Annotated in this window: 21 protein-coding genes and 1 riboswitch; of the genes, 10 read left to right on the forward strand and 11 right to left on the reverse strand. The window is 62.7% G+C overall.

Annotated features, from left to right (window positions below; translation table 11 throughout):
* Positions 1–11: 11 nt before the first annotated feature.
* Together ACFQ6H_RS11230 and ACFQ6H_RS11235 are read left to right on the forward strand one after the other, a co-directional pair.
* Positions 12–389 (forward strand): hypothetical protein, encoded by a 378-nt coding sequence (locus ACFQ6H_RS11230; RefSeq protein WP_050655926.1) that lies wholly within the window; start codon positions 12–14, stop codon positions 387–389.
* Positions 390–482: 93 nt separating this feature from the next.
* Positions 483–827, forward strand: coding sequence for a hypothetical protein (locus ACFQ6H_RS11235; RefSeq protein ID WP_378546066.1), 345 nt, complete (start codon positions 483–485; stop codon positions 825–827).
* Here ACFQ6H_RS11235 and ACFQ6H_RS11240 read toward each other — a convergent pair whose 3' ends face one another.
* Positions 828–2,039 carry a saccharopine dehydrogenase family protein gene (locus ACFQ6H_RS11240; RefSeq protein WP_378646096.1) on the reverse strand — a complete coding sequence of 404 codons (1,212 nt, stop codon included), beginning with the start codon at positions 2,037–2,039 and terminating at the stop codon, positions 828–830. It lies immediately after the preceding gene.
* Positions 2,032–3,030 carry an alpha/beta hydrolase family protein gene (locus tag ACFQ6H_RS11245; protein WP_378646098.1) on the reverse strand — a complete coding sequence of 333 codons (999 nt, stop codon included), beginning with the start codon at positions 3,028–3,030 and terminating at the stop codon, positions 2,032–2,034. The genes ACFQ6H_RS11240 and ACFQ6H_RS11245 overlap by 8 nt, the downstream gene beginning before the upstream one ends.
* Positions 3,031–3,140: 110 nt before the next feature.
* Here ACFQ6H_RS11245 and ACFQ6H_RS11250 point away from each other — a divergent pair, with 110 nt between their 5' ends.
* Positions 3,141–4,052 carry a PaaX family transcriptional regulator C-terminal domain-containing protein gene (locus tag ACFQ6H_RS11250; RefSeq protein WP_378646100.1) on the forward strand — a complete coding sequence of 304 codons (912 nt, stop codon included), beginning with the start codon at positions 3,141–3,143 and terminating at the stop codon, positions 4,050–4,052.
* On the opposite strand, the gene ACFQ6H_RS11255 is transcribed toward ACFQ6H_RS11250, so the two are convergent.
* The 8 genes from ACFQ6H_RS11255 to ACFQ6H_RS11290 form a co-directional block, all read right to left on the reverse strand.
* Positions 4,031–4,645, reverse strand: coding sequence for a hypothetical protein (locus tag ACFQ6H_RS11255; protein WP_378646102.1), 615 nt, complete (start codon positions 4,643–4,645; stop codon positions 4,031–4,033). The genes ACFQ6H_RS11250 and ACFQ6H_RS11255 overlap by 22 nt on opposite strands.
* A 210-nt stretch (positions 4,646–4,855) precedes the next feature.
* Complete coding sequence (locus ACFQ6H_RS11260) at positions 4,856–6,181, reverse strand: aminotransferase class V-fold PLP-dependent enzyme (protein WP_378646104.1); 1,326 nt, start codon at positions 6,179–6,181, stop codon at positions 4,856–4,858.
* Between the two features lie 53 nt (positions 6,182–6,234).
* Positions 6,235–6,349, reverse strand: a riboswitch (SAM riboswitch).
* 60 nt (positions 6,350–6,409) lie between these two features.
* Entirely contained in the window at positions 6,410–7,945 is a 1,536-nt protein-coding gene (locus ACFQ6H_RS11265) for a PucR family transcriptional regulator (RefSeq protein WP_378646106.1), read from the reverse strand.
* Complete coding sequence (locus ACFQ6H_RS11270; protein ID WP_378646108.1) at positions 7,942–9,000, reverse strand: DUF917 domain-containing protein; 1,059 nt, start codon at positions 8,998–9,000, stop codon at positions 7,942–7,944. The genes ACFQ6H_RS11265 and ACFQ6H_RS11270 overlap by 4 nt, the downstream gene beginning before the upstream one ends.
* A gap of 6 nt (positions 9,001–9,006) precedes the next feature.
* A complete protein-coding gene (locus ACFQ6H_RS11275; RefSeq protein WP_378646110.1) occupies positions 9,007–10,116 on the reverse strand; it encodes a DUF917 domain-containing protein in 1,110 nt (369 codons plus the stop codon).
* Complete coding sequence (locus ACFQ6H_RS11280; RefSeq protein ID WP_378646112.1) at positions 10,113–11,693, reverse strand: hydantoinase/oxoprolinase N-terminal domain-containing protein; 1,581 nt, start codon at positions 11,691–11,693, stop codon at positions 10,113–10,115. Before ACFQ6H_RS11280 ends, ACFQ6H_RS11275 begins: the two co-directional genes overlap by 4 nt.
* A 29-nt stretch (positions 11,694–11,722) precedes the next feature.
* Positions 11,723–13,090 carry a purine-cytosine permease family protein gene (locus tag ACFQ6H_RS11285; protein ID WP_378546039.1) on the reverse strand — a complete coding sequence of 456 codons (1,368 nt, stop codon included), beginning with the start codon at positions 13,088–13,090 and terminating at the stop codon, positions 11,723–11,725.
* A gap of 151 nt (positions 13,091–13,241) precedes the next feature.
* Positions 13,242–13,973, reverse strand: coding sequence for an SDR family oxidoreductase (locus ACFQ6H_RS11290; protein ID WP_378546036.1), 732 nt, complete (start codon positions 13,971–13,973; stop codon positions 13,242–13,244).
* 244 nt (positions 13,974–14,217) lie between these two features.
* Here ACFQ6H_RS11290 and ACFQ6H_RS11295 point away from each other — a divergent pair, with 244 nt between their 5' ends.
* Entirely contained in the window at positions 14,218–14,358 is a 141-nt protein-coding gene (locus ACFQ6H_RS11295) for a hypothetical protein (protein WP_003941170.1), read from the forward strand.
* Here ACFQ6H_RS11295 and ACFQ6H_RS11300 read toward each other — a convergent pair.
* Positions 14,346–14,672: a hypothetical protein gene (locus tag ACFQ6H_RS11300; RefSeq protein WP_378546033.1), complete on the reverse strand. Its 327-nt coding sequence runs from the start codon at positions 14,670–14,672 to the stop codon at positions 14,346–14,348. The genes ACFQ6H_RS11295 and ACFQ6H_RS11300 overlap by 13 nt on opposite strands.
* A gap of 58 nt (positions 14,673–14,730) precedes the next feature.
* On the opposite strand from ACFQ6H_RS11300, the gene ACFQ6H_RS11305 reads away from it, so the two are divergent.
* From ACFQ6H_RS11305 to ACFQ6H_RS11330, 6 genes are all read left to right on the forward strand, one after another.
* The gene (locus ACFQ6H_RS11305) at positions 14,731–15,138 is read left to right on the forward strand and encodes a hypothetical protein (RefSeq protein ID WP_378646114.1); all 408 of its coding nucleotides are present in this window, start codon (positions 14,731–14,733) and stop codon (positions 15,136–15,138) included.
* Between the two features lie 424 nt (positions 15,139–15,562).
* On the forward strand, positions 15,563–17,416 hold the full coding sequence (locus ACFQ6H_RS11310; protein WP_378646116.1) for a BCCT family transporter: 1,854 nt from the start codon (positions 15,563–15,565) through the stop codon (positions 17,414–17,416).
* 122 nt (positions 17,417–17,538) lie between these two features.
* On the forward strand, positions 17,539–21,432 hold the full coding sequence (locus ACFQ6H_RS11315) for a Pls/PosA family non-ribosomal peptide synthetase (RefSeq protein ID WP_378646138.1): 3,894 nt from the start codon (positions 17,539–17,541) through the stop codon (positions 21,430–21,432).
* Positions 21,433–21,443: 11 nt separating this feature from the next.
* Positions 21,444–22,745, forward strand: a complete 1,302-nt coding sequence (locus ACFQ6H_RS11320) for a M1 family metallopeptidase (protein WP_378546670.1) — start codon at positions 21,444–21,446, stop codon at positions 22,743–22,745.
* Between the two features lie 161 nt (positions 22,746–22,906).
* Positions 22,907–23,422 (forward strand): hypothetical protein, encoded by a 516-nt coding sequence (locus tag ACFQ6H_RS11325; protein WP_378646118.1) that lies wholly within the window; start codon positions 22,907–22,909, stop codon positions 23,420–23,422.
* A gap of 11 nt (positions 23,423–23,433) precedes the next feature.
* Positions 23,434–25,005: an SPFH domain-containing protein gene (locus ACFQ6H_RS11330; protein ID WP_378646120.1), complete on the forward strand. Its 1,572-nt coding sequence runs from the start codon at positions 23,434–23,436 to the stop codon at positions 25,003–25,005.
* The last annotated feature ends 22 nt before the right edge of the window (positions 25,006–25,027 follow it).

Here is a 25,027-nt window from a genome sequence, read left to right on the forward strand (position 1 = left end):
GAGGCGGCGGGATGGAACACTGCGCAGACCACGGACTGCCCGAGATACTGCTCGACACCCACAATCGATTACGCCGCGCCGGCACCGTAGCGTCGGGGACACCCGTCGTTGCAGCCGATCTCTACTGGTCGATCGGAGCGCTCGCCCAATGCCTGACCGCGATGGACGAGGTCATTTCACAACTGGGAATCAACGCCCGAAAGCAGTTGCGGGCCGGAAAGTTCGATGTCGAGAGCGGACCGTTCGAAGGACAACCCGACGCTGCCCTGCTCACCGCAGTTCTTGCGCTCGCCCGAGCATCGAGCAGTTGTGAACCAGTTCAGACGGCAATCGGCAATGCCCAGATCGCAGTGAGCGATCTCGTCGTCTCAAGGCCCACCAGCGCTTGACGCCCGCGCTCGCAGCCTTTCCCAATAGAGACTGTATGGTTGGTTTTCAGGCAGCCACCGAGAGCATCGACCAGCAGGAACCGGGTTATCACTGTGAGTGCAGGAACATCGACAATCTACGAGGACCGAACCGTCCGGATCGACAATCAGGGCGTGACGATCCGCCACTACTACTTCCCGTTTGTCAGCAAGTTCGTCCCGTACTCGCAGATCGAATCCGTCGACCTCGGAGTCATGTCGTGGCTGAGCGGACGCCTACGAATCTGGGGAACAACAGATTTCAGCTCGTGGTACAGCCTGGATCTTTCACGTCCGTGGAAGGAGACTGCGGTGGTACTCACCCTCACCGGCCGTGGAGCACCCTCGTTCAGCCCCAAAGACGCAGACCGAGTCGACGCCGAAATCCGCAGTCGCATCGGATCGCACGCCGCGAACTGACTAGCGGAACTCGGATTCGACGGTAACGATCTCCCTCCAATCGGTTCGATCGAACAATCGCGCCAGCGCTGTGAACAGAACTTCCGGATCGATGACACTCTCAGGTGAGTGCACACCGACCCGATCCGAAATCGTTCCGTCGGCCAGCCGGGATACAACCTGAGCAAGGCCCAGCGCCAAAGGGATTCCAGTCGCACGGGCCATGTCCGACAGCAACTCCGACACCGGTGAATCGTCTGCAATCCGGGCCACGACGCGCATCGCTCTTCCGTCGAACGTTCCTGTCGCCGAGGCGAAGAACAACGGCAGGGATCCGTGGTCGGCACGCGTGAGCATTCGAGGTGCAGCGCGGATCATCCGCCGGAGCGAGGGCTTGCCCAATTCTTCAGCGGCCGCGTCGAGATCGATTATCCCCCTGTCGATATCCGCACGGAGGACGTCGAGAAACGCCACAGTTTCCGGTGTGATCACCATGAGATCAGCCGAATGGCCTGAGGGACTGAAGGTCCGATGAAACATCACCGGCTCAGGATGCCCGACCACGTAGGCGTTTCCGCGGCGTCCGCCGGGCAGTTGCAGTGCGATGGAACGTAACGGTTCTTCGTAGGCGATTCGACCCGCACGAACCACCGGAACCTTGCCGCTGATCTGCTGCATCCAGTGAACGGCAGCGGCACTGACGGCATCCACCGACTCGTCCTCGCCGTCGACATCAACCGGCCAGGCTGTGTACAGATCGTCGACCACGCCCAATCGCGAGACTGCCATCGCTGCCAGGAGGTTACTCATCCCGGGACTTGCGCCCATGCCGACTACCGCACAGATTCCGGCTTCCCTGGCAGCACCGTCCAATTCCAGCATGTCGACGGCCGGCTCCCAGTCGTCGCAGATGTCGAGATAGTGAGTCCCGGTCTCGATCGCTGCCTGGAGAATATCGACGCCGAAACGGAAGAACGGGCCGACCGTATTGACGACGACGTCTGCGTCGTCCAGCAATTCACGTAGCGAGCGACTGTCCGTGACGTCGATACTCCGAGCCTCTACTTCCGCAGATGTTCGAGCCAGATCCACTGAAAGTCGCTTCGCAGCATCGATATCACGATCAGCGACTACCACCTTGCCGATCCCCGGCAAGGTGGCAGCCACACGGACTGCGGCCGATCCCATGGCGCCGGCACCGCCCAGAGCAACGACTGTGATGCCGTCAGCCATGAATTCCCTCCAAGAATGCAGTCTGTTCTGCTAGATACCCGGGGGTGAAGATCGAACGGGGAGCAAGGACAGCCACCAGAGCGGACCTCACTTCCGAGTCTTCGAGATCCTTGTCCACGATCGAATGCGTAGCGTCGGGGTACTTCTTGACCACCAATTGCCCTGGAGTGTCGAGCAATTCGCGATACACCCTTTCGGTGTCTGCCACGTCGACGTTGACGTCTTGTCCGCCGACAATCAAGAGCACCGGAACCTTCACGGTTTCGAGATCGGCTCGCGCATCCGAGAGGTAGTTCTTTCGGATGAAGTTCCACCGGTCTTCGGTGAGACCGTCGGCCTCGCCGGAGGCCACCAGATCATCAAACGATGCATCACGTGCCAACTGATCCAAGTTCTTCGCGCGGTCGACCCGCGCTTTCTCGAACTCTTCGGCCGGCGCATTCCTCTCGGAAAGCTCTGCACGGGTATTGAATTCACCTTGTTGGAGCCAGTTGATCGCCGGGCCCACGGCAATGACGAATGCGACGTCCGGGTCGAGGTTCACCACCTTGGGCATCACCCACCCCGCCTGGCTGGCACCCCACAGACCGATCCGAGAGCGATCGATATCCGAACGCCCCCGCGCCCACTCGATTGCCGCTTCCGTTTCCGCCGCCCGATCGTCCATGCTCTGGTCGAGCCAATTGCCCGGCGCCCCGTTCACCCCAGGCTTGTCCCAGGAGAGTGACGCGTACCCGGCCTTTGCGAATGCCTCCCAGAGCGGCCGATAGAAAGTGTCGTGTGTTGCATCGACCGGCCCGTCGCCGTGGACGAAAACCACGAGCCCGAAAGGGCCGTCACCATGCTCGGGCAGTGCAAGGACTCCCTGGAGCGGCACCGATCCCCCAGTGATCGTCACTTTTTCCTCGCGGATGTCGTAGCTGTTCTGGTACAGCGTCCAGCCCACAAGTCCAACGATCAGGACAACGACCACCGCCAGGGAAATAGCCACCCACCTGCGCAAACGAGGGTTACTCTTCCTCTCACTCTCCGATTGCACTGCCATCTTCTCGCCCTAACGTACGAAGTGAAAACGATCGTTTTGACTTCGATAGTACAGTTATGGGCGAAGATGTCGAGACGCGAGGAAAGGGCAGGGCGATGACCGACAGAGACGTCGATGTACCCACGAGGATTTTGATCGAGGGGCTACTGCGCACTGACGGAACTGTCGACGGGCACACCCTCTATGCCACCGCCGACGCCCTCGGCAAAACAGATCAACAGGTTCGGCTGTGCATCAAGCGGTTGGTCACCGAGGGAAAGTTCACTCAGGAAGGTCGCGGGCGGCAGGCCACGCTACGAGCAACGCCGAAAGCCTTGCGGGAGATGGAACCCGACGTCGAATTCGTTCGGCTGGCCTGTCAACAAGATCGCGGCACCACGACGCCGTGGGACGGGTGCTGGCACCTGGTTGGATTCGCAATTCCGGAGTCGTCACGGAAAGCGCGAGATGCGCTGCGCACCAGGGTCGTTTACCTCGGTGGCGCGCTCGTCCAAGGCGGTCTGTACGTCTCGCCGCACGCCTGGGAACCGTACGTTCTCGATGCGGCCGCCGAACTCGACGTCGAACAGCACCTGTCTTCTCTCACCACTCGAGATCTGAAAGTGGGCATGCTCGAAGACCCCGTGAAGATTGCCGCGCAGTTGTGGCCATTGGACGAGATCGCTGACGGATACGAACGGCTGCTCGACGTAGCGACCGCACGCCTGCACAAACTGCAGAACACTCCGGGCACCGATGCTGTCACGATGACCATCGAGCTCGCGGCGGAGTTCACGCGAGCCATGGAACCGGATTCGCTACTGCCACCGGAATTACTGCCCACCAACTGGATCGGCAAGCGGGCGCGCTCCGTCACGGCACAGTGCTGGACGCTGCTGGCACAGGTGGACGGCGTCGACAAACTACCGTCGCTGTTCCACCTGTACGCAGATGCAATCGGCGGCGATCAGGATGCGAGCGTGCGCTGACGGGGCGGCAGTCCGAAACGACCGAGAACCTCGTCGACTGCGGTGGACGGTGTCACCAAGCCGCGATCCTGGAGCCACGGAATGGTGCTGTCCACCAGGTGCTCGAGAGTGCGGGGCAATGCGAGAGGCAACAACGTAACGCCGTCGGCGACATCGGCAGCTCGGATATCGGCGATCAAACTGCCGAGACCGGAAGGCGTTCCGACGTAGTGAAGCGAAACGGGAACCCGCGGCGAGGTCAACGCGCTGTCCAACTGTGCAAGCTCTTTCCGAGCGGAGCGAGCCTCCGGCGCGATCAGAATCTCGAGATCGACCAGCACTGCGACGCCGTCGGGATCGCGTCCTTCTTCGGCGACGGCAGCGCGTATCCGTGCACGTTCGAGCTGTGCCTCACGCAGATCCGCAGCGCGAATCCGAACCACATTGGTAGGGAATGAAGCTAAATCGAGAGCCTTTTCGCCCTCGGTGAGGTCCACCCAGTAGTCGCCGCCGATGATGGGCAGGTTGCCGGGTGCGCCCTCAGCGGCCGGATGGTGACCGGATCCGGTCAACTCGACCGCTACGTGCAGAGAATGCGAAGCGAGTGAAGACATGTGAGACCTCCGAAAATCAGAAAAGTGTGGGATGAGCGAGACGAATCGTCAGCTCGAACACATTCCTGACGAGGTGCGGCACAGATCTACATGGCGACGGCACCACTGACCGAGAGTGATACTCACTCTCGAAGGGGTGGCGGGAAAATCCGCTGGTGCCATGGCTGCCATGCTAGTTGTCCGTTCGAGTTTTCGGGGACCGAGCTCAGCTCAGACGCACTCGGCTGCGCCGGCATTGTCGTCTGCAGCTCCGAGGAAGGGGCGGGTCTCGGGCACGGGGTTCCACGCACCGGCAGTCTTCGCGTAGTTCCAATCACGCTGATCCGAAACCAGGATGTTCACGGCGTCGACCAATCGGGTCACGTCGTCCGAGCTGCTACCGAGGCCGAGGCTGGCGCGAACTGCGCCGCCGGAGAGGCCGAGGCGTGCGAGCACCGGATGTGCGCAGAAGCGTCCGTCGCGAACTCCGATGCCGTGTTCTGCAGACAGGAATGCGGCGATCTCGCCCGCTTCGAATCCGTCGACGGTGAAAGTGACGATTCCGACGGCGTCGGGTGCGTCGTTCCACAGCCGCACCAACGAGACTCCCTCGATGGCAGACAAGCCGTCGGTGAGCTGGGCGGTGAGTGCCTTCTCGTGCTCGGCGATGACGTCGAAGTCCAGGGCGTGCAGGGTTTCGCAGGCGGTCGCGATGGCTGCCGCACCGAGCACGTTGGGGGAACCCGCCTCGTGGCGTGCGGGCGCGCAAGCCCACTCGGTGGACTCGATGGTCACCTCACGGACGGCGCCGCCGCCGGCGAGGTACGGCTGAGCTTCGTCGAGCCAGTCACGGCGGCCGACGAGAACGCCGGCGCCGAAGGGCGCGTACAGCTTGTGGCCCGAGAACGCTACGTAGTCGACGCCGCATTCCTGCAGGTCGATGCGACGGTGGGGAGCCAACTGAGCAGCGTCGACGAGGATACGTGCGCCGCAACGGTGAGCGATGTCAGCCAAGCGTGCAATCGGCAGGATCTCACCGGTCACATTGGAGGCGCCGGTGATTGCGAGCAGTGCGGCAGGCTTGGTGCACAGTTCACCGATCAGACGCTCGATGGTCTCTTCGATGGTGTCTGCGGCGGTGACGATACGAGCGTCGTTCCACGGCAACAGGTTTGCGTGATGCTCGACGTCGAGGACAACGGTGCTGCCGGGGACACACTGGGCTAGCAGGTTCAGCGAATCGGTGGTGTTTCGGGTGAAGACGACAACCTGATCGTCGGCACAGTTCACGAAACGAGCAACGGATTCACGAGCGTTCTCGTAGGTGAGGGTGGAGATCCGGGACGCGTAGCCGGCACCGCGGTGGACGCTGGCGTACGTGGGCAACAACTCGGCGATACGGTCGGTGACCTGGGCCAATGCCGGTGCACTCGCGGCGTAGTCGAAGTTGGCGTAGGAGCATTCGCCGCCCTGAACCAGCGGAACCTGCAGGTCAGCACCCGAAACCTTGGCGATCGGAGCGGTGCAGCAGGTGTCGGCACTCAATACAGCAGTCATCGAAGACAATCCTCACGTTCAAGGACTCGTTCGTCGGGAGATGGCCCCGGAAGAGTCCGCGCTTGCCGCATTCGTTTTCGAACGCAGCCGGGTCGTCACCCGGAGCACCCCACCGCGGAGGAGGGTTGCCGACCAGCAAGCCGGGGCTGAACACTGGTACTCGTGACCTGGCAACGAGGATGGCAGGAACGTCCCGTGCTTGTCAAGACGAAGCTGCGAAGCCCGTCGTCACGGCGTAATCGTCCGGCAGGCGAGGTGGAGTGCAAGCCTGGTTTCCGGATCGGCCAGATCCACCGAGAGAAGGCGCTGAATTCGATCGATCCGACTCGATACGGTGTTGCGGTGCAAGCCCATTCGAGTTGCGGTGTGAGCCAGAGACGATTCTTCGTCGAGGTACGTCGAGAGAGTCTCGAGCAACTCTCCACTCGAATCTCGTAGCGGCGCGAGCAGTGCCGCGGCGGCGGGCTGAAACGTGTCGGTTCGCGTCCACGCCAGCAGCAACTGCGCCAGCCCGAGGCGGTCCACGTGCAGGAACCGGCCGGTGTGCGACCGGGAACCGGCGAGACGAGCGGCATCCCCCGCCTCCGACAGAGACGCTCCGATACCGGCAGGGCCATCGTGCGCGCGTCCCACTCCCACCCACGTCTCCATTGTGGGCTCCAACCGCGCTTGAGCTGCGCGAATACGTTCGGCGATCCTGGTGATCGCCTCCGGTCGCGGCTCACCCGGCAGAGTCGTCCACGCTGCCCAGCCGTCAGCCTGTTCCACAACGTTGGCGTCGATTCCCTCCGCTGCGAGGGCGTCTGCAACCTCAGTGCGCCTGGCCACCAGGTCGACCTCGCCGATGGCCAGGACTTTGATGCCGATGTGCCAGCCGTCCAGCGCCCAACCGGCGTCGAGTGCGCGCCTGAGCAGTCCGGGCGTGGCGTCTGCGGACGTGTCGACGAGTTCACCCAGCAACGCGCTACGCCGACGCGCTTCACGCTCGTCGACCATGCGCGCAACGGCCAGCCGGTGACCGACAGCCAACGAGGCCACATCGAGAACGACTGAGAGAGAAGCCTCTTCGACGCTCTGACGCACCGGGAGCAGGACGGCCAGCCAGGGCTCTCGGGCTGCGCCGGACATCACCGGGCACGCGATCAGAACCCCGCCGGAGTCCAATTCGACAGTGGTGGGCGCCCCGCGGCCCGACAACGTACCTGCGGCCGCTCGATCGTCGTCCGACAATAGGTCAGCACCGGTCAGCGGACGTCCGGACGAGTCCAGGAGAATGAACGAACGCTGAAAGGTGTTCAGTAACACCGACAGAAGATTCTCGACGCTTCCACCGGCCCGCTGGCCCGCGTGTGTCGCCCGCAGTACCGCGTCGGCCACCACCGCCCGCGAATTCGAGAGAAGATCACGAAGATCCACGCTGAACTGCCACGGGTCAGATACTCCGAGAACCACCAGTCCGAGCCGATCGGCGAGCAACGTGAGACTGGCATCCTCTGCCGCAGTGCTGTGCACAGCGACCACCTGGCATCCGGTCGCCACCGTTCTTCGAAGGAGAGCATCGAATCTCCACTCTCCGATGTCGATTCGATCGAGAATCACCAGAACTGATCCTGAACTCGCCGCACCCGACACGGCCTCGGCCGACTGTGTCGATTCCCCGGTGAGTGCTCCCACTGTCGTGACGACGGGATCACCGTTGCCGGCAAGTCGATACAGCCCGACAAAAATCGGGTTGTTCAGCAACGCCGAAACACTCGCGCTCATCGTGCCTCCATCAGCACTGCGTCGTGGTCGATCCCGAATGCACGCGGGCCGACAACTTTCAATCTGCTTACATCTTCGGCCCACCACTGAGGGCAGGGCAGAACCAACACGGCCACGTCCTGCCCCTGGTGCACGGATTCGCACGAGACGAAGGCGCCGGTCCGGACGTCGAGCAACGTCACGATGTCGGGGCACGTCGAGATCATCTCGCCGTCCAGCGCGACGGTCAGGAACTCACTTTCGAATTCGACTCGAATCACCGCAGAACCGCGTTCGAGAATCACGTTGCCCCGACGATCGCCGGCGTCCGGGTGACCACGACGCACCGCACGCACTCGGCCTGTCCCCCGTTCCCGTGCTCCGATTGCCTCGGCGATCTCCTGCCAACTGCCGAGGGTCCCGATGTGCCGACCGAGTTCGTGTGCCCGGGAGAGAGTTCCCGGAACGCACGCCTCCTGCACAGTCCGCGCATCGATCGACGCGATCGCCAGAGCGCCCCACCCGCTGGTTCTCCCGATCAACGACCGCACCGCTACCTCGGCGCCCAGCACATCTACTCCGTCGACGACGGTAATGAGGCCGCCGGGCTGGGCGAGGGTGACCGGGCACAATTCCAACCCGGCTGCGGCGAGAGAGAAGTGATCGAGCCGCGGCATCGCTCGACCGAGCAGGTCCGCGTCGACCACTGGAATTCCCAACGCCAACGCCGCCGCAATGCCGGAGAGAGCGTTGAGTCCACCGCCTTCGAAGGTCATCACTGCGCTCGGACTTTTCCCGGTCCACCGCGTCAAAGCTGCTGCGGTGTCCGCAAACTCATGTCCGGAGGGCAGTTGTTCCTCCAATGCCAGGGCCGATCCGACTATTCCCACCGGCATCACCAACGCCCCGTCCGGTAACTGGTCCGGCGCGATGACCTCCACCGAAGTAGACGCCATCAGTGGACGCAACAGTTCCACGAACAGGCGTGGATCGCCGCCCCCGCCGCAGCCCAAGACCACCGCCCCCGCTGCGATCGCGTCGAGGTCGGCCTCCCGGACCGCGTGCAGCCTGCTCACGGCTCGCTATTCTGCCAGTACAGGTTGCTCGAGTGTCTCCACCGGCAGGAACGGGCGATCGAGTCCGAAACTTGCCGGACCGAACACCGCGAGTGCCTCCGGGGTTCTCATGATGGGTGGGGTCGCGATCCCGATGACCGCAACGCGCTGCCCGTACCGCAAGCCCTCGGTGGTGATGGGTTCAGCGGTATCGGCCTCGACGATGCAGATAAGGTCTGGCACGATCGCCACCATCACTCCGGATTGCACGGCGATCAGATTCTCGTTCTGGAACTGAACTTCCAGCTCTTCGTCTCCGACGCCGGCGATCCGCACCGAACCCCGAGCGAACCCCTCGTCGGTTCGCCGGTCGACATCGATCACCTTGCCGTGAAAGAGAACTCGCCCGTATCCGTAGAGCGTGTCGGCGAGACTGTCCACCAGCGCCTGCACCGGGTCCACCCGCTGCTCACGTGAAAGTCTGATGGACCGGCCGATGGCCAGGGCCAACGACAGAGTCCGTGGGATCGCCGTGCGCTTCACATCCGCACCCGTCATCGAGTACTGCGCGATGTGCGCCATCCCACCGAACCTCGACGTCACCCCGCGGGCGAGGCCTTCCAATCTGCTGTTGTCGCTGCCGGTGTCGAAGATCGCCACCTCGTCGTGCTCGTTCGCCATGGCGAGCGGACTCGCCGAAATCCCGTACACCGAGAAGGTTTCCATCTCGAGCTGAGGAAAGGCTCGTCCCATCCCGTCGGCGTCGACAACCGGCAGGCCGCGCCGTGCGGCCACCAGCAACGGAATCATCGAATTGATCCCGCCGCACTCCATCGGCATCGTGGCATCTGCAGTTCGACCCGTGTGCTTCTCCAACGTGATCAGCGCCAGCTCGGGTTCTGTTCCGCGCGGCATCTTTTCGACCACAACGGTCGGTGCACCCATCTGAGCGACGGGAATCACCCACGCGTCGTCGTCGAGTTCCTCCGGATCGAGAATAGTGATTTCACCGGCTTCACCGAGCGCCTGCGTGACCAGCATCTTGCCGACGAATGGATCTCCCCCGCCGCCGGTGCCCAACAAGGCAGCGCCCCTGGCAAGGTCGTCGAGGTCCGCCGTGCGTAGTGTCCAACTCATCGTGAGCCCTCCTGACCGGTGGAGACCAAACCACTGTGCAGTGCCAGATCCCCGACTGCCTTCACTCGAATACGTGTTGCGTTGCCCGGCAGATACGGAATCGGGACCTCGTCGAACTCCACGATCTGCACCGACTCGGGCCGTGCGCCTGCGGCGACTGCCCGGTCGATCGCCTCCTGGCGAGCGTCGTCGGCAAAGACCTGCCGGTGCCCGTCTCGCACCGCTTCGACACGGTCGACTTCACCACTGACCTGCGCGATCGCGGCGCCGATGGCATTGGCAACGTCGAAACGCTCAGGGCGAATCACTGCGCCAAGGCCGGGAAGTTCGCGTTTCAGCAATACCGATCCCCCGCCTACCGCCACCACAGGTAACGGGTCCGACGTGGTCCGCATCTGCTCCACGGCGTCGGCGACTCTCCTCGAGATCCGTTCGAGAGCCGTCGACACCAACCCGCGGTCGAGATGTGCCACCGCACTGTGGTCGCCGACGTCGGCCAAACCCGCAGCGACCGCGATATCTGTAGCGGTCAACGTGTCTCCTCCGAAGACGAGTGCTCGTGAGCCCAATTCGTACCCCACCGATTCCGGCCCCACCGTGAGCCCGTCCGCATCCACCAACGAACCACCACCGATACCGATCGAGAAGACATCCGGCATGCGGAAGTTGGTCCGTACTCCGGCGACCGTCACCTCGGTGGTTGCTTCCCGCGGAAAGCCATTGGCCAGTACGCCGACGTCCGTGGTGGTACCTCCGATGTCGATCACCGCACAGCTCGCCAGACCGGACAGAACAGCGGCGCCTCGCATGGAGTTGGTCGGTCCCGACGCGAAAGTCGCCACCGGATAACGCCTTGCGTACTCGATGTCCATCAAGGTTCCGTCGTTCTGGCTCAGATACAGCGGTGCGGCGATGCCGTGCTCGACCAAAGAACTGGCAAGACCGTCGACGATGTGATCGGCAAGCTCCCGCAGTGCTGCGTTGATGATGGTCGCGTTCTCACGCTGGAGTAGACCCACTCGCCCGATCTCGTGCGAGAGCGAAATTGCGACGTCCGGTCCGAGTTCCTCGCGCACGATCTCCGCGGCAACCGCTTCGCATTCGAGATTGACTGGCGAGAACACCGAAGATATTGCGACCGAACGTGTACCGCTACGAGCCATGTCGGCGGCGTGGCGGCGGATCTCGTCGGAATCCAACGGCGAGATGCGACGACCGTCGAACTCGTGCCCACCGTGAGCGAGGTAATGCCTTCCCTGCACGGCGGAGACCAGGTCTCGTGGCCACCCCACCATCGGGGGTAGAGCCGCAGTCGCCGGAAGCCCCAATCGCAGAGCCGCAGTGGGAGCAAGCCCGCGCTGCTCGATGAGAGCATTGAGAAAGTGCGTCGTCCCGATCATCACAGCTTGAACAGCATTGGGAGAGAACGAGTACTGCTGCTGCAGCGCCGTCAGAGCTCCGCCGATTCCGCCGGTGATGTCTTTGCTGGTCGAGTGTTTGACATGCCCGATGACGGTGGTCCCGTCCATCAGGACCGCGTCGGTGTTTGTACCACCGACGTCGATTCCGATTCGCATCGTGAACTCCTGTCTACAGTTTATGGTCTCTAGTGAGTGAGAGCGGACGAGCCCGAAGGTTCCTGCGGCGCTTCGGTTGCGGTGCGTCCGACTCCGCGAATCAGGCCGAGTCGACCCGCGACGACGTAGAGAACGAATGCCGAGGCCACCGCGTTGATCGACGGCAGTCCGAAGGTGCTGTAGTGGCCGATCAGCGCCGAGACGATCCAGATCACCAACGTGGCCGGTACCCAGGTGGGCGCCGAACTCGGAAGGGTACCGGCGGCGCGGCTCTCCTCCAGATCCTTGCGCCAGGTCTTGACGATGAAGTATTCCGCCACCATGATCCCGGCGATCGGCGGGAATCCGACGCCCAACAGGATCAGGAAGTCGGTGAACGAGTTCAGGATTCCGGCAGCGGCAAGGATCGAACCGGTAACGCCCACAACCGCTGTGACAATAGCGCGGTTGATCCGTCGACCGAACACGACGTCGATGAAATTCACGATGCCGAGGCCGGAACTGTAGAGGTTCCAGTCGTTGATCTTGAAGGTGCCGAGAACGATGATGAGAACGCCGACCCAACCGACCGATGAGAGAATGATCGTGGCGATGTCGGAACTGCGAACGGCGTGGGCAAGAAGAACACCGGTCAGCCCGATCACGTATTCACCCAACGTGATTCCGACGAGCGTCTGCTTCACGACATCGCCCGCCGTGCGGTTGAAACGCGTCATGTCGGGTGTGATCACAGCTCCGGCAATGAAACCGCCTGCGACGATGGTGGTTCCGGCGAGGAAGCTGAGTTCCGGCCCGGCTGGAGCAGATGTCATCAAATCGGACAGCGAGTGATTGTGCAGTTCGGAGATGACGGCCCAACCGACCAGGATCAGGAACAGCGGAACGGTGATGTTGGCGATCAGTTGCATGGATCCGAACCCGCGAAGGACTATCGCGGTGATCAGGAGACCGAAGGCCAGAGCCCACGCCCACTGCGGCAGAAACGGCATGATTCCGTGCAAACCTGATGCAGAGACAGCAGATTGAATGCCGAACCAGCCGATCAGGCTGACCCCGATCACCAGGCCGATCACCGCGGAACCTGCGTGCCCGAATCCACACCAGCGTGCGACCACCGATGTGTTGAGCCCTTCACGAACCCCGATGATGCCGATGAAAATACAGACGACCTCAAGAATCACCGCCCCGACTGTCAATGCCCAGAAGGCATTCCAGAACGTCATACCGTAGCCGAGCGTCGCACCGAGCAAAAACTGTGCGAGTGCCGATACCTGACCGAATCGCTGTACTGCCACCGAGAACCACGAATACCGTGCTTCGTCGGGAACGCGGGTGAGCGCGTAGTCGTCACCGTCGGACACCTCGCCGCCTGCGGCGGTTGTTGATGCTTTGTTCATGACGGACTCCTCGAATAGTTGGGAAGTGTTCTCGGAGAAGACGGTACGAATGTGGCCGGGGTCACGCCTATGGGCGAATCGGCGTTTCTTCGTGTTACGACAATGCATTTCGCACAGTCGTCATTTCACACAGTCGCCACATGGCAAGCGTCTAGCGCAACGCGTACCCGCCGTCGGGGTACAGCGTGGAACCCGTTGTGTACGTGTTGGTGAAGAGATAGAACACCGCTTGCGCGATCTCGTCTTCGTTCCCGACGCGCCCGAGCACGTTGTTCTCGGCACTCCAGGTGAACGCCGCCTCGCGAACCTCTGCCGGGCGCTGAGCCCAGAGATGCCCGTCGATGGTTCCGGGAGCGACGGTGTTGACGCGAATGGGAGACAGTTCAACCGCCAGCCCCCGCCCGAGCCCCTCGATTGCCGCATTGGCCGCAACGTATGCCGCGGCAGCCGCGGGTGGTCGCACACTGGCGGCGCCGGACATGAGGACCACCGATGCGGTGGGTGTCAGCTTGTCGAGCGCAGCGTGCACTACGCGGTACTGTCCCCAGAACTTGGATGTGAACGGCGACGCCGCTTCCTCGACGCTCTGCTCACGGAACGAGCCGACCTGGTAGTCGGCGGCCGTGGTGAAGAGCGCGTCGACGCTGGGGATGTTTGCGAAGAACGCTTTCACCGAGTCGTCGTCGGAGGTGTCGACGGTGAACCAGTGCGCCGATTCACCCAGCTGCGCGACTGCTGCTTCGAGTGTGGATACCGTTCGGCCGCCGAGAACCACCTGCGCGCCTGCGTCGACGGCAAGCTGCGCCACTCGCAGCCCGATGCCAGTGCCGCCGCCGATCAGTACGACGGTCTTGCCTGAGAGAGAAGAAGGTGTCGTTGTCATGCAGCGACTGTAAGGCTCACCGAAGTGGCCCGACATGTGCAGAATGCACAGATTTCACTACAACACGGTGCTAAGTATCCAGACATAGTTGGTAGAGGCTGCCGCCAACGAAGATCCCGCTTGACGACGTTTGCTGCTTCGAAACTGCCATCACATCTATTCCTCCTTCGAGTTCGCTTGTAACAAAACAACTCCCGCGACCGAAGATGTCGGTGAACCACAACAGCGAAGGGAAGTAACGACTATGGGATCAGCAGACGTCATGGCCTGGCTCGCCGAGGGTTACCTCGCCGGCGATCCGATTCGCTATCCGCTCTACGTCGGATCGATGTTCCTGGCAATGCCGTTCCAGTTGATCGGCGTAATTCTGGGTCACCCCTTCTGAATCCTGACATCGGGCCAGGGCGGTCGACGTAGAACGGCCAGAGTTGCGATCACCGCGGCAGCCAGCCCGATGAACTCCCCCATCAAAGCCGCCCTGGTGTGATCGACAGCCGGTGACCACGACGGCTCGCCCTCGTGGATCGAGAACACTCCAACTGGCACCGGAATCGGGTCGCCGCGCCACCGCCGATGCAGACGCGAAACCGTGATGATCGTCGATCCGTCGCTGGTCTGGTGAGGTTCACCGAAGATCGTCGAGGTCCCTGATTCCGCTCGTGCTCGCTCCACCGCATCACGAATCTCCATGGTCCCCATCGTCGCATCGAAACAGCAGGGTCGCATCGGAACAGCAGCACTGTGCGAGTATCGATCGATGGCCGAATGGTGGAATCCGAGCAGGCGCGTCGAGCGATGGTGGCAGACGATCGTGCTGGCCTGGCTTCTCGTTTTCTTCGGCCCAAGCACCGTCGACAAGGTCATCACAGAACCCACAGCCTGGAATTGGGCATGGCTCGCAATCTGGCTTTTCGCGACGGTCGGATCTGCTTACTTCGCCGTCGAAGCCTGGCGCACCAGGAACAATCCTCAGCCGGCGCCGGGGGAAGGGACAACTGCACCCTCCGAGATACCCGCCGACGACGTCTGCAGCGCACTCGCGTCGACTAACGGCCGCATCCCGGCAATCAGAGCACTACGCGAACAACATCCGGGCTTGGGCCTGAAGGACGCGATGGATTTGATCGACGCCCAGCGTGGAGAACGGGGCCCGCAGGGCCAATAGTTGCGACCATCACAATCACAGTTAGGTATCGGAAACACACTGCCGCGATCGAGCTAGCACTCCAGGAGTTAACCGCCTGACAGACAGGCTGATTCGCCGAGTTTGACAAAAGTGATCGACCGATGAGAGTCAACCCGGCCGATTCAACTCACCGTACCAATCGAATTCGCCTCTCATGAATTCCGAAAGAGCCCAATCTCGCTATCGTTCAACGGTTTACAACCGAAGAAGCGCCTGTAAGCGGTATTTTTCGCGACAGTGCAGCATCTTTCGTCCAGTTGAGTTGACCGAAACTTGACGTTACGTTGAATTTCAAAGCAATAGCCCGGTCTTGACCTGCGATGGTGTGAGCGAACGCCCACCTACGCGTGACACGTGGCCGCCCGAATGGGCGCTGTGAATGCCTGAACGTTCGAGGAGTGGAATGACTGCGGTCAAAACTGCGTGGCGTGAACTACGGAAACCCGTGTTCATTCCCGCGTCGATAGTAATCTTTGCCCTGATCGCCTTTGCCGTGATCTATGCGGGAACCGCTGCGGATGCATTCGAAACGCTCAACGACGTGATCAGCGACGGCGTCGGCTGGTGGTACATCCTCTCTGCTACCGGTTTCGTGATCTTTGCGCTGTACTGCGGAATCAGCCGCATCGGCAACATCCGATTGGGGCGCGACGACGAGCAACCCGAGTTCGGCATGCTCTCGTGGTTCGCGATGCTCTTCAGCGCCGGGATGGGCATCGGCCTCGTGTTCTACGGAGTGGCAGAACCCCTTTCACACTATGTGAACCCTCCCGTCGCCGGGCAGATCGCGGGATCCACGGACGCCGCAGCCAATCAAGCGATGGAACTGACTCTGTTCCACTGGGGCCTGCATGCATGGGCGATCTACGTCGTCGTCGGTCTGGGTCTGGCATACATGACTTATCGCAAGGGTCGCCCGCTGTCGATCCGTTGGCTGCTCGAGCCACTGCTCGGACGCGCTCGCATCGAGGGAAAGATCGGCCATGCCATCGACGTCGTCGCCATCGTCGGCACGTTGTTCGGCGTCGCGACGTCACTGGGCTTCGGTGTCCAGCAGATCTCGGCCGGCCTCGACTACCTCGACTGGGTGGAGACCGACAACTGGTTGGTCATCACCATCATCGTCATCGTGACGGGTATGGCCACCTTCTCGGTCGTCTCCGGCGTCACCAAGGGCCTCAAGTGGCTCTCCAACATCAACATGATGCTCGCCGCAGCGCTGGCCCTGTTCGTCCTGATTCTGGGACCGACACTGTTCCTGATGCAGTCGTGGGTGCAGAACCTCGGCGGATACGTCCAGGCCTTGCCCGAACTGATGCTGCGCACGTCCCCGTTCGCCGAAGACGGCTGGCAGGGCGCCTGGACCATCTTCTACTGGGGTTGGTGGATGAGCTGGGCACCGTTCGTCGGCATGTTCATCGCGCGCATCTCACGTGGCCGCACCATCCGCGAATTCGTCTTCGGTGTGCTGCTGGCCCCGACGCTGGTCGGGTCGCTGTGGTTCACGATCTTCGGTAATTCCGGCATTCTGCGTCAGCGCAACGAGGGCACGATGCTCGACGCATCCGGCGCAGTCGACACCAACACGTCACTGTTCACGCTTCTGGACGGACTTCCGCTCGGAACGATTTCGAGTGTCCTCGCGATCGTCGTGATCGTGTTCTTCTTCGTCACGTCCGCGGATTCCGGCTCGATCGTCATCGACATCCTCGCGACGGGTGGCAGCCTGGAGACCTCCAAGATCACCCGCGTCTACTGGACGTTCCTCTCCGGCGCCGCCGCCGCGGTTCTCCTCATCGTGGGTGGCAGCGGATCGCTCACGGCGCTGCAGACCGTTGCCATCGCCACTGCCGTGCCATTCTCGGTCATCATGGTGCTGGCATGTCTGTCGATGCTGAAGGCGTTCCGGTACGAGGTCGCTTCGGCACCGCGCTACCTGCGGGTTTCGACAAATACCTCGGCGTCGACCGACGTTCCCCAACCCACCGAGAAACGGCTCCGCGATCTGAAGATCTCGTCCACCTTCGCCGGGCTCACCCCGTCGCAAAGCGGGATCACTACGGAACCCTCCGACGCCCACATGCTCGTCGCGGTGCACGAGGTTCCCGCCCATGCGGTCAACATCGACCCGGATACCGGCGCTGTCGACTTCTCCGAGGATTCGAAGGTCGTCGATCCGCTGGGCGGAGAGGTGTTCGACACACCCGAGTTCGCCGACTCGGCGGAAGGCCACGCCCAAGCTGCCAGTACGGACTGACCGGCACGTTCGGCATGTTGCATTAGGCATATCTGTTCACCAACTCGCAAACTTGTCATGAGACTTTCAACTCGACAGTTCGCAGGACTCTAAGTTTCGTGAGTAGAACAGGACCAACGGGTTTGCCACTCCAGTCGCAGTCGGAGACGGAACAATCTTTCGAGATACCGTCCGTATTCCTACGGTCGGCGCATGCACCTGCGCCGCGCACGCTCATCGACATCGTGCGGGCCTCAGCCGAGGCCAACCCGGAAGCACCTGCCATCGACGACGGCGACACCACACTGTCGTACTCGGAGTTGCTCGACGAGATCGAACTCGGTGCGCGCTGGCTCGGTGATGCCGGCGTCGGCGCAGGTGACCGCGTCGGAATCAGGATGCCGTCTGGTTCGCGGTCGCTGTACGTGGCGATCCTGTCAATCCTCGCGGCGGGCGCAGCCTATGTGCCCGTCGACGCCGACGATCCGGAAGAGCGCGCCGAGTTGGTCTTCGGCGAGGCGCAGGTAGCGGCGATCATCACCGGCGACGGTATCCAGCCAGGGACGGCGCCGAAGCGACTCGAACATCCACCGGTTCGCGAGCCCGAACCCGACGACGACGCCTGGATCATCTTCACCTCCGGATCCACCGGCACCCCCAAGGGCGTCGCGGTCACCCATCTCAACGCCGCAGCGTTCGTCGACGCCGAGGCGCGCATGTTCCTCCAGGACGAGCCCATCGGGCCGGGCGACCGCGTCCTCGCGGGACTGTCCGTGGCATTCGACGCGTCCTGCGAGGAGATGTGGCTTGCGTGGCGTCACGGCGCCTGCCTCGTCCCAGCACCTCGTTCGCTGGTCCGCAGCGGTATGGACCTCGGCCCGTGGCTGGTCTCGCGAGACGTCAGCATCGTCTCCACCGTGCCGACGCTTGCGTCTCTGTGGCCGGCCGAAGCTCTCGAAGCCGTTCGACTCCTGATCTTCGGCGGCGAAGCCTGCCCACCCGAACTGGCCGAGCGCCTCGCCGTCGAGGGCCGTGAGGTCTGGAACACGTACGGCCCCACCGAGGCGACCGTCGTGGCCTGCGGCGCGCTGATGGACGGCAAGAGCCCCGTCAGTATCGGCCTCCCCCTCGACGGCTGGGACCTTGCCGTCGTCGACGCCCAAAGCAATCCCGTCGCGGTCGGTGAGGTGGGCGAGCTTGTGATCGGCGGCGTCGGCCTGGCCCGCTACCTCGATCCCGCGAAGGACGCCGAGAAATACGCGTCGATGCCCTCGCTCGGGTGGGAACGCGCGTACCGCAGCGGCGACCTGGTCCGACTCGAGACCACCGGTCTGATGTTCCAGGGCCGGGCAGACGATCAGGTCAAGCTCGGCGGCAGGCGGATCGAACTCGGTGAGGTCGACAATGCCCTGCAGAACCTGCCGGGTGTCAGCGGCGCTGCCGCAGCCGTGAAGAAAACGGCGGCCGGCAATCAACTCCTCGTCGGATACATCGCGAGCACGGACCCCGACTTCGATCTCAAGGCCGCTCACGCTTTGCTCAGCGAACAACTACCGGCAGCCCTCGTGCCGCGTCTGGCGTTGATGGACGAACTTCCGACGCGCACGTCAGGCAAGGTCGACCGCAATGCCCTGCCGTGGCCGTTGCCCGGAGCCGGCGAGGACGCCGGGGCCGCATTGGGACTCGACGGCACCGCTGCCTGGGTGGCCGGCCTGTGGGGATCGATCCTGGGCGCGCAGATCACCGGACTCGACGACGACTTCTTCGAAGTGGGCGGTGGATCCCTCTCCGCTGCTCAGCTGGTGACCGCCCTGCGCGAGCGGTTCCCCGAAGTGACCGTCGCACAGCTCTACGATCATCCACGGTTGGGATCGCTCGCCGAGTACCTCGACGAATTGGCGCCCACCGAAACTGTGGAGCCGCGCATCGTCGCTCCGACTCCGTTGAAAACGCAGCTGGCGCAGATCGCCGTCACCGTTCCGCTCACGACGCTCACCGGACTGCAATGGGTGACCTGGCTGGCGATCGCGAACAACGTCCTCGGCTGGTTCGTCGACGTGAGCTGGGCCCCCACCGTCTCGTGGTGGTGGATCCTGTTGGCGTTCATCGTGTTCATCACGCCGATCGGGCGCATGACCATCGCCGTCGTCGGAGCGCGACTGCTCCTCCGCAAGCTGGAACCAGGCACATATCCGCGAGGAGGTAGTGAGCATCTGCGTCTGTGGATAGCGCTGCGACTCACCGAAGCCAGTGGCGCAGCCAATCTTTCGGGTGCACCGTGGATGCTGTACTACGCACGCGCCCTCGGTGCCGACATCGGCAGCGGCGTCGATCTCCACACACTTCCCCCCATCACCGGCATGCTCGAACTCGGTGACGGCTGCTCCGTCGAACCCGAAGTCGACCTCTCCGGTCATTGGATCGACGGCGACGTCATTCACATCGGCGAGATCAAGATCGGTGACGGCGCCTCCGTCGGCTCACGCTCGACGCTTCTGCCCGGCGCACGAATCGGTCGCGACGCCGTCGTCGAACCCGGATCTGCGGTGTTCGGCCGCGTCAAAGCGAACCAGCAGTGGGCCGGATCCCCGGCGGTCAAGATCGGCAAAGCAAATCACCCGTGGCCGTCCGAGCATCCCAAGCGCGCGCCTGGCTGGGTTCCGGTGTACGGCGTCACCTCGATCTTCCTGGCCGGCATGCCTATCTTTGCGCTGATGACCGGGATCGCTTTGATCGGTTGGTGGGTTCGGGACACCGAGACTCTCGGGAACGCAGTACTTCAGTCGATGATCATTCTCCCTTTGGCGACTGTCTTGTCCCTGCTCGTCTTTGCTCTCGTGACGCTGGTTGCCGTTCGTCTTCTCTCGATCGGGATGACCCCCGGCTACCACCCGGTCCGCAGCCGCGTCGGCTGGCAGGTGTGGGCGACCGAGCGACTGCTCGACTCCGCCAGGGCCTTCCTCTTCCCCCTCTACGCCAGCCTGCTGACGCCGGGTTGGCTCCGTCTCCTGGGTGCCAAGATCGGCAAGAACGTCGAAGCATCCACGGTGCTCCTGCTTCCCAAGTTCACGACGGTCGCCGACGGTGCATTCCTCGCCGACGACACCATGGTCGCGAGCTACGGCCTCGGCGGCGGCTGGATGCACATCGAACAGGCAAAGATCGGCAAGCGTGCGTTCCTCGGAAACTCCGGCATGACCGCACCCGGTCGACGCGTCCCGAAGAACGGTCTGGTGGCCGTCCTGTCCGCTACACCGTCCAAGGCGAAGTCCGGATCATCTTGGCTCGGCAGTCCACCGGTACGTCTGCGGAGGGCTGCCGGGGACACCGACGCAGCCCGTACGTTCAATCCGCCGACGCGCCTCAAGATCGCCCGTGGAGTGGTCGAAACCTGCCGTCTGATCCCGGTCATGGTGACGTTCGGCATCGGCCTCGGTGTTCTGTTCGCACTCGAAGCGATGGTCGTCGCAGTCGGATACTGGTTCGCGGCGCTGCTGAGCGGCGTAGTCCTGCTCGTCGCCGGCGCGGTTGCAGGCGCGATCACCATCGCGGCAAAGTGGATCGTCGTGGGACGCATCACCAAGGTCGAGCATCCGTTGTGGAGTTCGTTCGTCTGGCGCAATGAAGTGGCCGACGCGTTCGTCGAGACGGTCGCGGCACCGTGGTTCGCCCGTGCGGCGACTGGTACTGCCGTACTGAACATCTTCCTGCGCGGGCTCGGGGCGAAAATCGGCAAGGGCGTTTGGTGTGAGTCCTACTGGCTACCTGAGGCAGATCTTGTGACTTTGGGCGACGGGGCGACGGTCGAACGGGGGTGCGTCGTGCAAACTCATCTCTTCCATGATCGGATCATGTCCATGGATACCGTCACTCTGGGAGCAGGAGCAACACTGGGACCGCATTGTGTCGCGCTACCCGCAGCCGGCATCGGCGCGGGAGCGACAGTCGGGCCTGCATCTCTGGTGATGCGAGGTGACACCGTTCCGCCTTCCACGCGCTGGCAGGGCAACCCGATTGCACCGTGGGCGGCCTCGTGAAGCCGAACCGCATGCTCGAGGAGCCGCTCGATCCGTACCTGCCGCACAACGGCAACCGCGGTTACCGCGTGTCTCGGTACGAACTGGAACTGACGTACAAGGTCTTCAGTAACCGTCTCGCGGGCAAAGCCGTCATCACCGCAGTCACCACCGAGAGCCGATCCAAGTTCAGCTTCGACCTCGCACAGAACTTGCAGGTGTCCAAGGTGTCCGTCAACGGTGCGCGCGGCACCAAGTACGCGCACCAGAACAACAAGCTGGTCGTCACACCGTCCACCAAGATTCCCGCTGGCGGTGCGCTGTCGGTCACCATCGCGTACAACGGCAATCCCGAGCCGATCAAAAGCCTGTGGGGCGAGGTCGGCTGGGAGGAACTCGACGAAGGAATACTGGTCGCAAGTCAGCCCAACGGCGCTGCATCCTGGTTCCCCTGCGACGACCATCCGATTTCCAAAGCGTCGTACCGCATTTCGATCACCACCGATTCGCCGTTCTACGCCCTCGCCAACGGCAAGCTGATCCGCAAGCAGACCCGCGCGAGTCAGACCACGTGGGTCTACGAGCAGACCGAACCGATGGCAACCTATCTGGCCACCATCCAGATCGGCCAGTACGAGCACCGGCAGGTGAGCGCCGGTCCGGTGCCGGTCTTCGCCGTTCACCCCCCGCGACTGCGCGCAGCGTTCGACATCGATTTCGGTCGTCAGCCCCAGATGTTGGAAGTCTTCGGAAAACTGTTCGGGCCGTACCCTTTTGCCGACTACACGGCTGTGGTCACCGACGACGAACTCGAAATCCCCATCGAAGCGCAGGGTCTCTCGATCTTCGGAGCCAACCACTGCACCGGCAGGCGCGGTTCCGAACGTCTTGTCGCGCACGAGCTTGCCCACCAGTGGTTCGGCAACAGTCTCACTCTCGGACAATGGTGCGACATCTGGCTGCACGAAGGCTTTGCCTGTTATGCGGAGTGGATCTGGTCCGAGAATTCCGGCGGCCCGTCCTCCGACCAATTGGCCGCCAACGCCTATCAAGGGCTCCGGCGCAAACCTCAGTTCTTGATCATCGGAAATCCTGGGCCTGCCCACATGTTCGACGATCGAATCTACAAGCGGGGCGCGTTGACTCTGCACGCCCTGCGCGGCGTCCTCGGAGACGAGAAGTTCTTCGAACTGATCCGTCAGTGGACCACGAAGCATCGGCACAGCACGGTCAGCACCGAGCAATTCACCGATCTTGCTTCACGTTTCACCGACACTCCACTGCGGCCTCTCTGGGATGCTTGGTTGAATCAACGCTTCCTACCTCGACTCTGACGCTTACCCGCCGTACCACAACACAGCCGCACCACCACGCCGAAACATTCCGAATGCGCCGATTAGCTTTGTCTTACCTTTACTATAGAGGTGGGCCGAGGGACGACCCCGACAACACAAATTTCAGGGCGCGCTTCCTCGACAGGTAGATCGGGGGATCGATGTTCGTTGTATTCACAATATGTTTCGTGATCGGAGTTGTCGCTCTGATCGGAGCCTTTGCCGTCGGCGAGGTTGCGGATCTGGGCGGCGGCCACGCAGACGGGCTGCCATTTCTGAGCCTGACAACGTTGGCCACAGCACTTTTCGGCTTCGGCGCCGGCGGCGTAGCTGCCACTCTCGCGGACGCTCCGACGTTGGTTGCAGTGATTGCGGCAGTCGCACTCGCCGCCGTTCTCGTTGTCGTCACGCGCGGCCTTCTCCTCCCTTACCTCCTGAAGCAACAAGATAATTCGCACATCGGGCGAGATTCATACTCCGGATTACTGGGCACAGTCACCCTCACGATCGCCGCCGAAGGCTGGGGAGAAGTCTCGTTCGTCGATGCCGACGGCAATCGCGTGCAGGCGAAGGCAATCAGTTCGCAGCCGATGGCGCTCACCACCGGCACCACCGTCTACATCGCCGATGTGGACGATCAATACCTTCACGTCGTCACGGTTGACGACGCGATCTAAGGACTCGATACATGCTGGCAATCATCATCATTGCAGTTGTAGTCGCGGTAATCATCTTCATCGTTCTACCCGCGATCTACGTGAAGAACTACGTCAAGGTCCCGCCGAACGAAGTGGCGGTCTTCACCGGTCGAGGCAAGCCGAAAGTGGTACGCGGCGGTGCTCGATTCAAGATTCCCGGTATCGAACGTGTCGACATCATGTCTCTCGAACCGTTCAACGTCAGCATCAACCTCAAGAACGCACTCTCCAACGACGGCGTTCCGGTCAATGTCGAGGCAGTCGGACTGGTACGGATCGGTTCCGCCGACGAAGCGGTTCAGACAGCGGTGCAACGATTCCTGACCTCCGATCTCGACGAGCTGCAGCAGCAGATCAACGAAATCCTCGCGGGCAGTCTGCGCGGAATCACCGCAACCATGACCGTCGAGGACTTGAACTCCAACCGCGACTCCCTCGCCCGCAGCGTGGTCGAGGAGGCAGGCGGCGACCTTGCCCGCATCGGCATGGAAGTCGATGTCATCAAGATCGCGGGAATCTCCGACTTCAACGGCTATCTCGAGTCGCTGGGTCAGCGCCGTATCGCCGAGGTCAAACGCGATGCTGCGATCGGAACTGCTGAAGCAGAGCGTGATTCGCAGATCCAGTCGGCAAAAGCGCGCCAGGCAGGATCCGTCGCACAGGCAGAAGCCGACACGGCGATCGCCAGTGCGAATCAGAAGCGCGACGTCGAACTCGCTCGCCTGCGAGCTCAGACCGAAGCCGAGAACGCCGAAGCCGACCAGGCCGGACCTCTCGCGCAGGCAACAGCCGAGAAGGCCGTCGGCATCGCACGTGAGCAGGCCGAGGCGGCCCGCGTCGAGGCTCGCACCGAGGTCGAGCGTCGTCGCGCCCAGCAATCGGAAGCGGCGTTGCAGGCAGATGTCATTGCACCGGCCGAGGCCGAACGCCAAGCCTCCATCGCACGCGCCGAGGGTGAGCGGCAGGCTGCGATCCTCCGCGCGCAGGCACAGGCCGAGTCCGCAAGGCAGGCCGGTGGCGCTCAGGCCGATGCACGAAAGCTCGTCGCCGACGCAGTTCGCGCTGAGCAGCAGGCTGACGCCGACGGCCTGCGAGCACGTCTGGAAGCCGAAGCTGACGGACGCAAGGTAGCGGCCGACGCCGTTCGCGCCGAGCAGCAAGCCGAGGCGGATGGTTTGCGCGCCAAACTCGAAGCGGAGGCGGCCGGTAAGCGTCAGATCGCCGAGGCGCTCAATTCCTACACCCCGCAGGCGGCACAGTTGCTCACTCTGCCCGACGTTCTGGCGGCATTGGTCGACGCCACCGCAGCGGCGGCGAAGCCGGTCGGAGACATCGATCGCATCTCGATCGTCGGAGGCAGCGACGGGGCGCAGAGTTCGATCGGTTCGATCCTGGGTATCAGTCCCCAGGTGATTGCCGGCGTCATCGAAACTCTCGAGAGCTCAGGCGTCGATATCACCGGCTTGCTCAACGGCCTGAACAAGACGGCACCGGTTCATGCTGGTTCGGTACTCAATTCGGTCCACAGTTCGGAAAACGGGTCCGCAACTGTAGATGCATGATTCACCCGGTCCGCCGACTCTC

The sequence above is a fragment of the Rhodococcus sp. NPDC056506 genome (assembly GCF_042794945.1).
Classification (GTDB): Bacteria; Actinomycetota; Actinomycetes; order Mycobacteriales; family Mycobacteriaceae; genus Rhodococcus_F.

What these genes read in the sequence shown, in the direction of transcription:
- ACFQ6H_RS11280 (WP_378646112.1), bottom strand. Translation starts at nt 11,693, where the DNA reads ATGCGAATCGGAATCGACGTCGGTGGTACAAACACCGACGCGGTCCTG.
- ACFQ6H_RS11290 (WP_378546036.1), bottom strand. Translation starts at nt 13,973, where the DNA reads ATGACAACGACACCTTCTTCTCTCTCAGGCAAGACCGTCGTACTGATC.
- ACFQ6H_RS11265 (WP_378646106.1), bottom strand. Translation starts at nt 7,945, where the DNA reads ATGAGCGCGAGTGTTTCGGCGTTGCTGAACAACCCGATTTTTGTCGGG.
- ACFQ6H_RS11295 (WP_003941170.1), top strand. Translation starts at nt 14,218, where the DNA reads ATGGGATCAGCAGACGTCATGGCCTGGCTCGCCGAGGGTTACCTCGCC.
- ACFQ6H_RS11305 (WP_378646114.1), top strand. Translation starts at nt 14,731, where the DNA reads ATGGCCGAATGGTGGAATCCGAGCAGGCGCGTCGAGCGATGGTGGCAG.
- ACFQ6H_RS11300 (WP_378546033.1), bottom strand. Translation starts at nt 14,672, where the DNA reads ATGGGGACCATGGAGATTCGTGATGCGGTGGAGCGAGCACGAGCGGAA.
- ACFQ6H_RS11310 (WP_378646116.1), top strand. Translation starts at nt 15,563, where the DNA reads ATGACTGCGGTCAAAACTGCGTGGCGTGAACTACGGAAACCCGTGTTC.
- ACFQ6H_RS11240 (WP_378646096.1), bottom strand. Translation starts at nt 2,039, where the DNA reads ATGGCTGACGGCATCACAGTCGTTGCTCTGGGCGGTGCCGGCGCCATG.
- ACFQ6H_RS11275 (WP_378646110.1), bottom strand. Translation starts at nt 10,116, where the DNA reads ATGAGTTGGACACTACGCACGGCGGACCTCGACGACCTTGCCAGGGGC.
- ACFQ6H_RS11255 (WP_378646102.1), bottom strand. Translation starts at nt 4,645, where the DNA reads ATGTCTTCACTCGCTTCGCATTCTCTGCACGTAGCGGTCGAGTTGACC.
- ACFQ6H_RS11260 (WP_378646104.1), bottom strand. Translation starts at nt 6,181, where the DNA reads ATGACTGCTGTATTGAGTGCCGACACCTGCTGCACCGCTCCGATCGCC.
- ACFQ6H_RS11320 (WP_378546670.1), top strand. Translation starts at nt 21,444, where the DNA reads ATGCTCGAGGAGCCGCTCGATCCGTACCTGCCGCACAACGGCAACCGC.
- ACFQ6H_RS11285 (WP_378546039.1), bottom strand. Translation starts at nt 13,090, where the DNA reads ATGAACAAAGCATCAACAACCGCCGCAGGCGGCGAGGTGTCCGACGGT.
- ACFQ6H_RS11325 (WP_378646118.1), top strand. Translation starts at nt 22,907, where the DNA reads ATGTTCGTTGTATTCACAATATGTTTCGTGATCGGAGTTGTCGCTCTG.
- ACFQ6H_RS11330 (WP_378646120.1), top strand. Translation starts at nt 23,434, where the DNA reads ATGCTGGCAATCATCATCATTGCAGTTGTAGTCGCGGTAATCATCTTC.
- ACFQ6H_RS11230 (WP_050655926.1), top strand. Translation starts at nt 12, where the DNA reads ATGGAACACTGCGCAGACCACGGACTGCCCGAGATACTGCTCGACACC.
- ACFQ6H_RS11250 (WP_378646100.1), top strand. Translation starts at nt 3,141, where the DNA reads ATGGGCGAAGATGTCGAGACGCGAGGAAAGGGCAGGGCGATGACCGAC.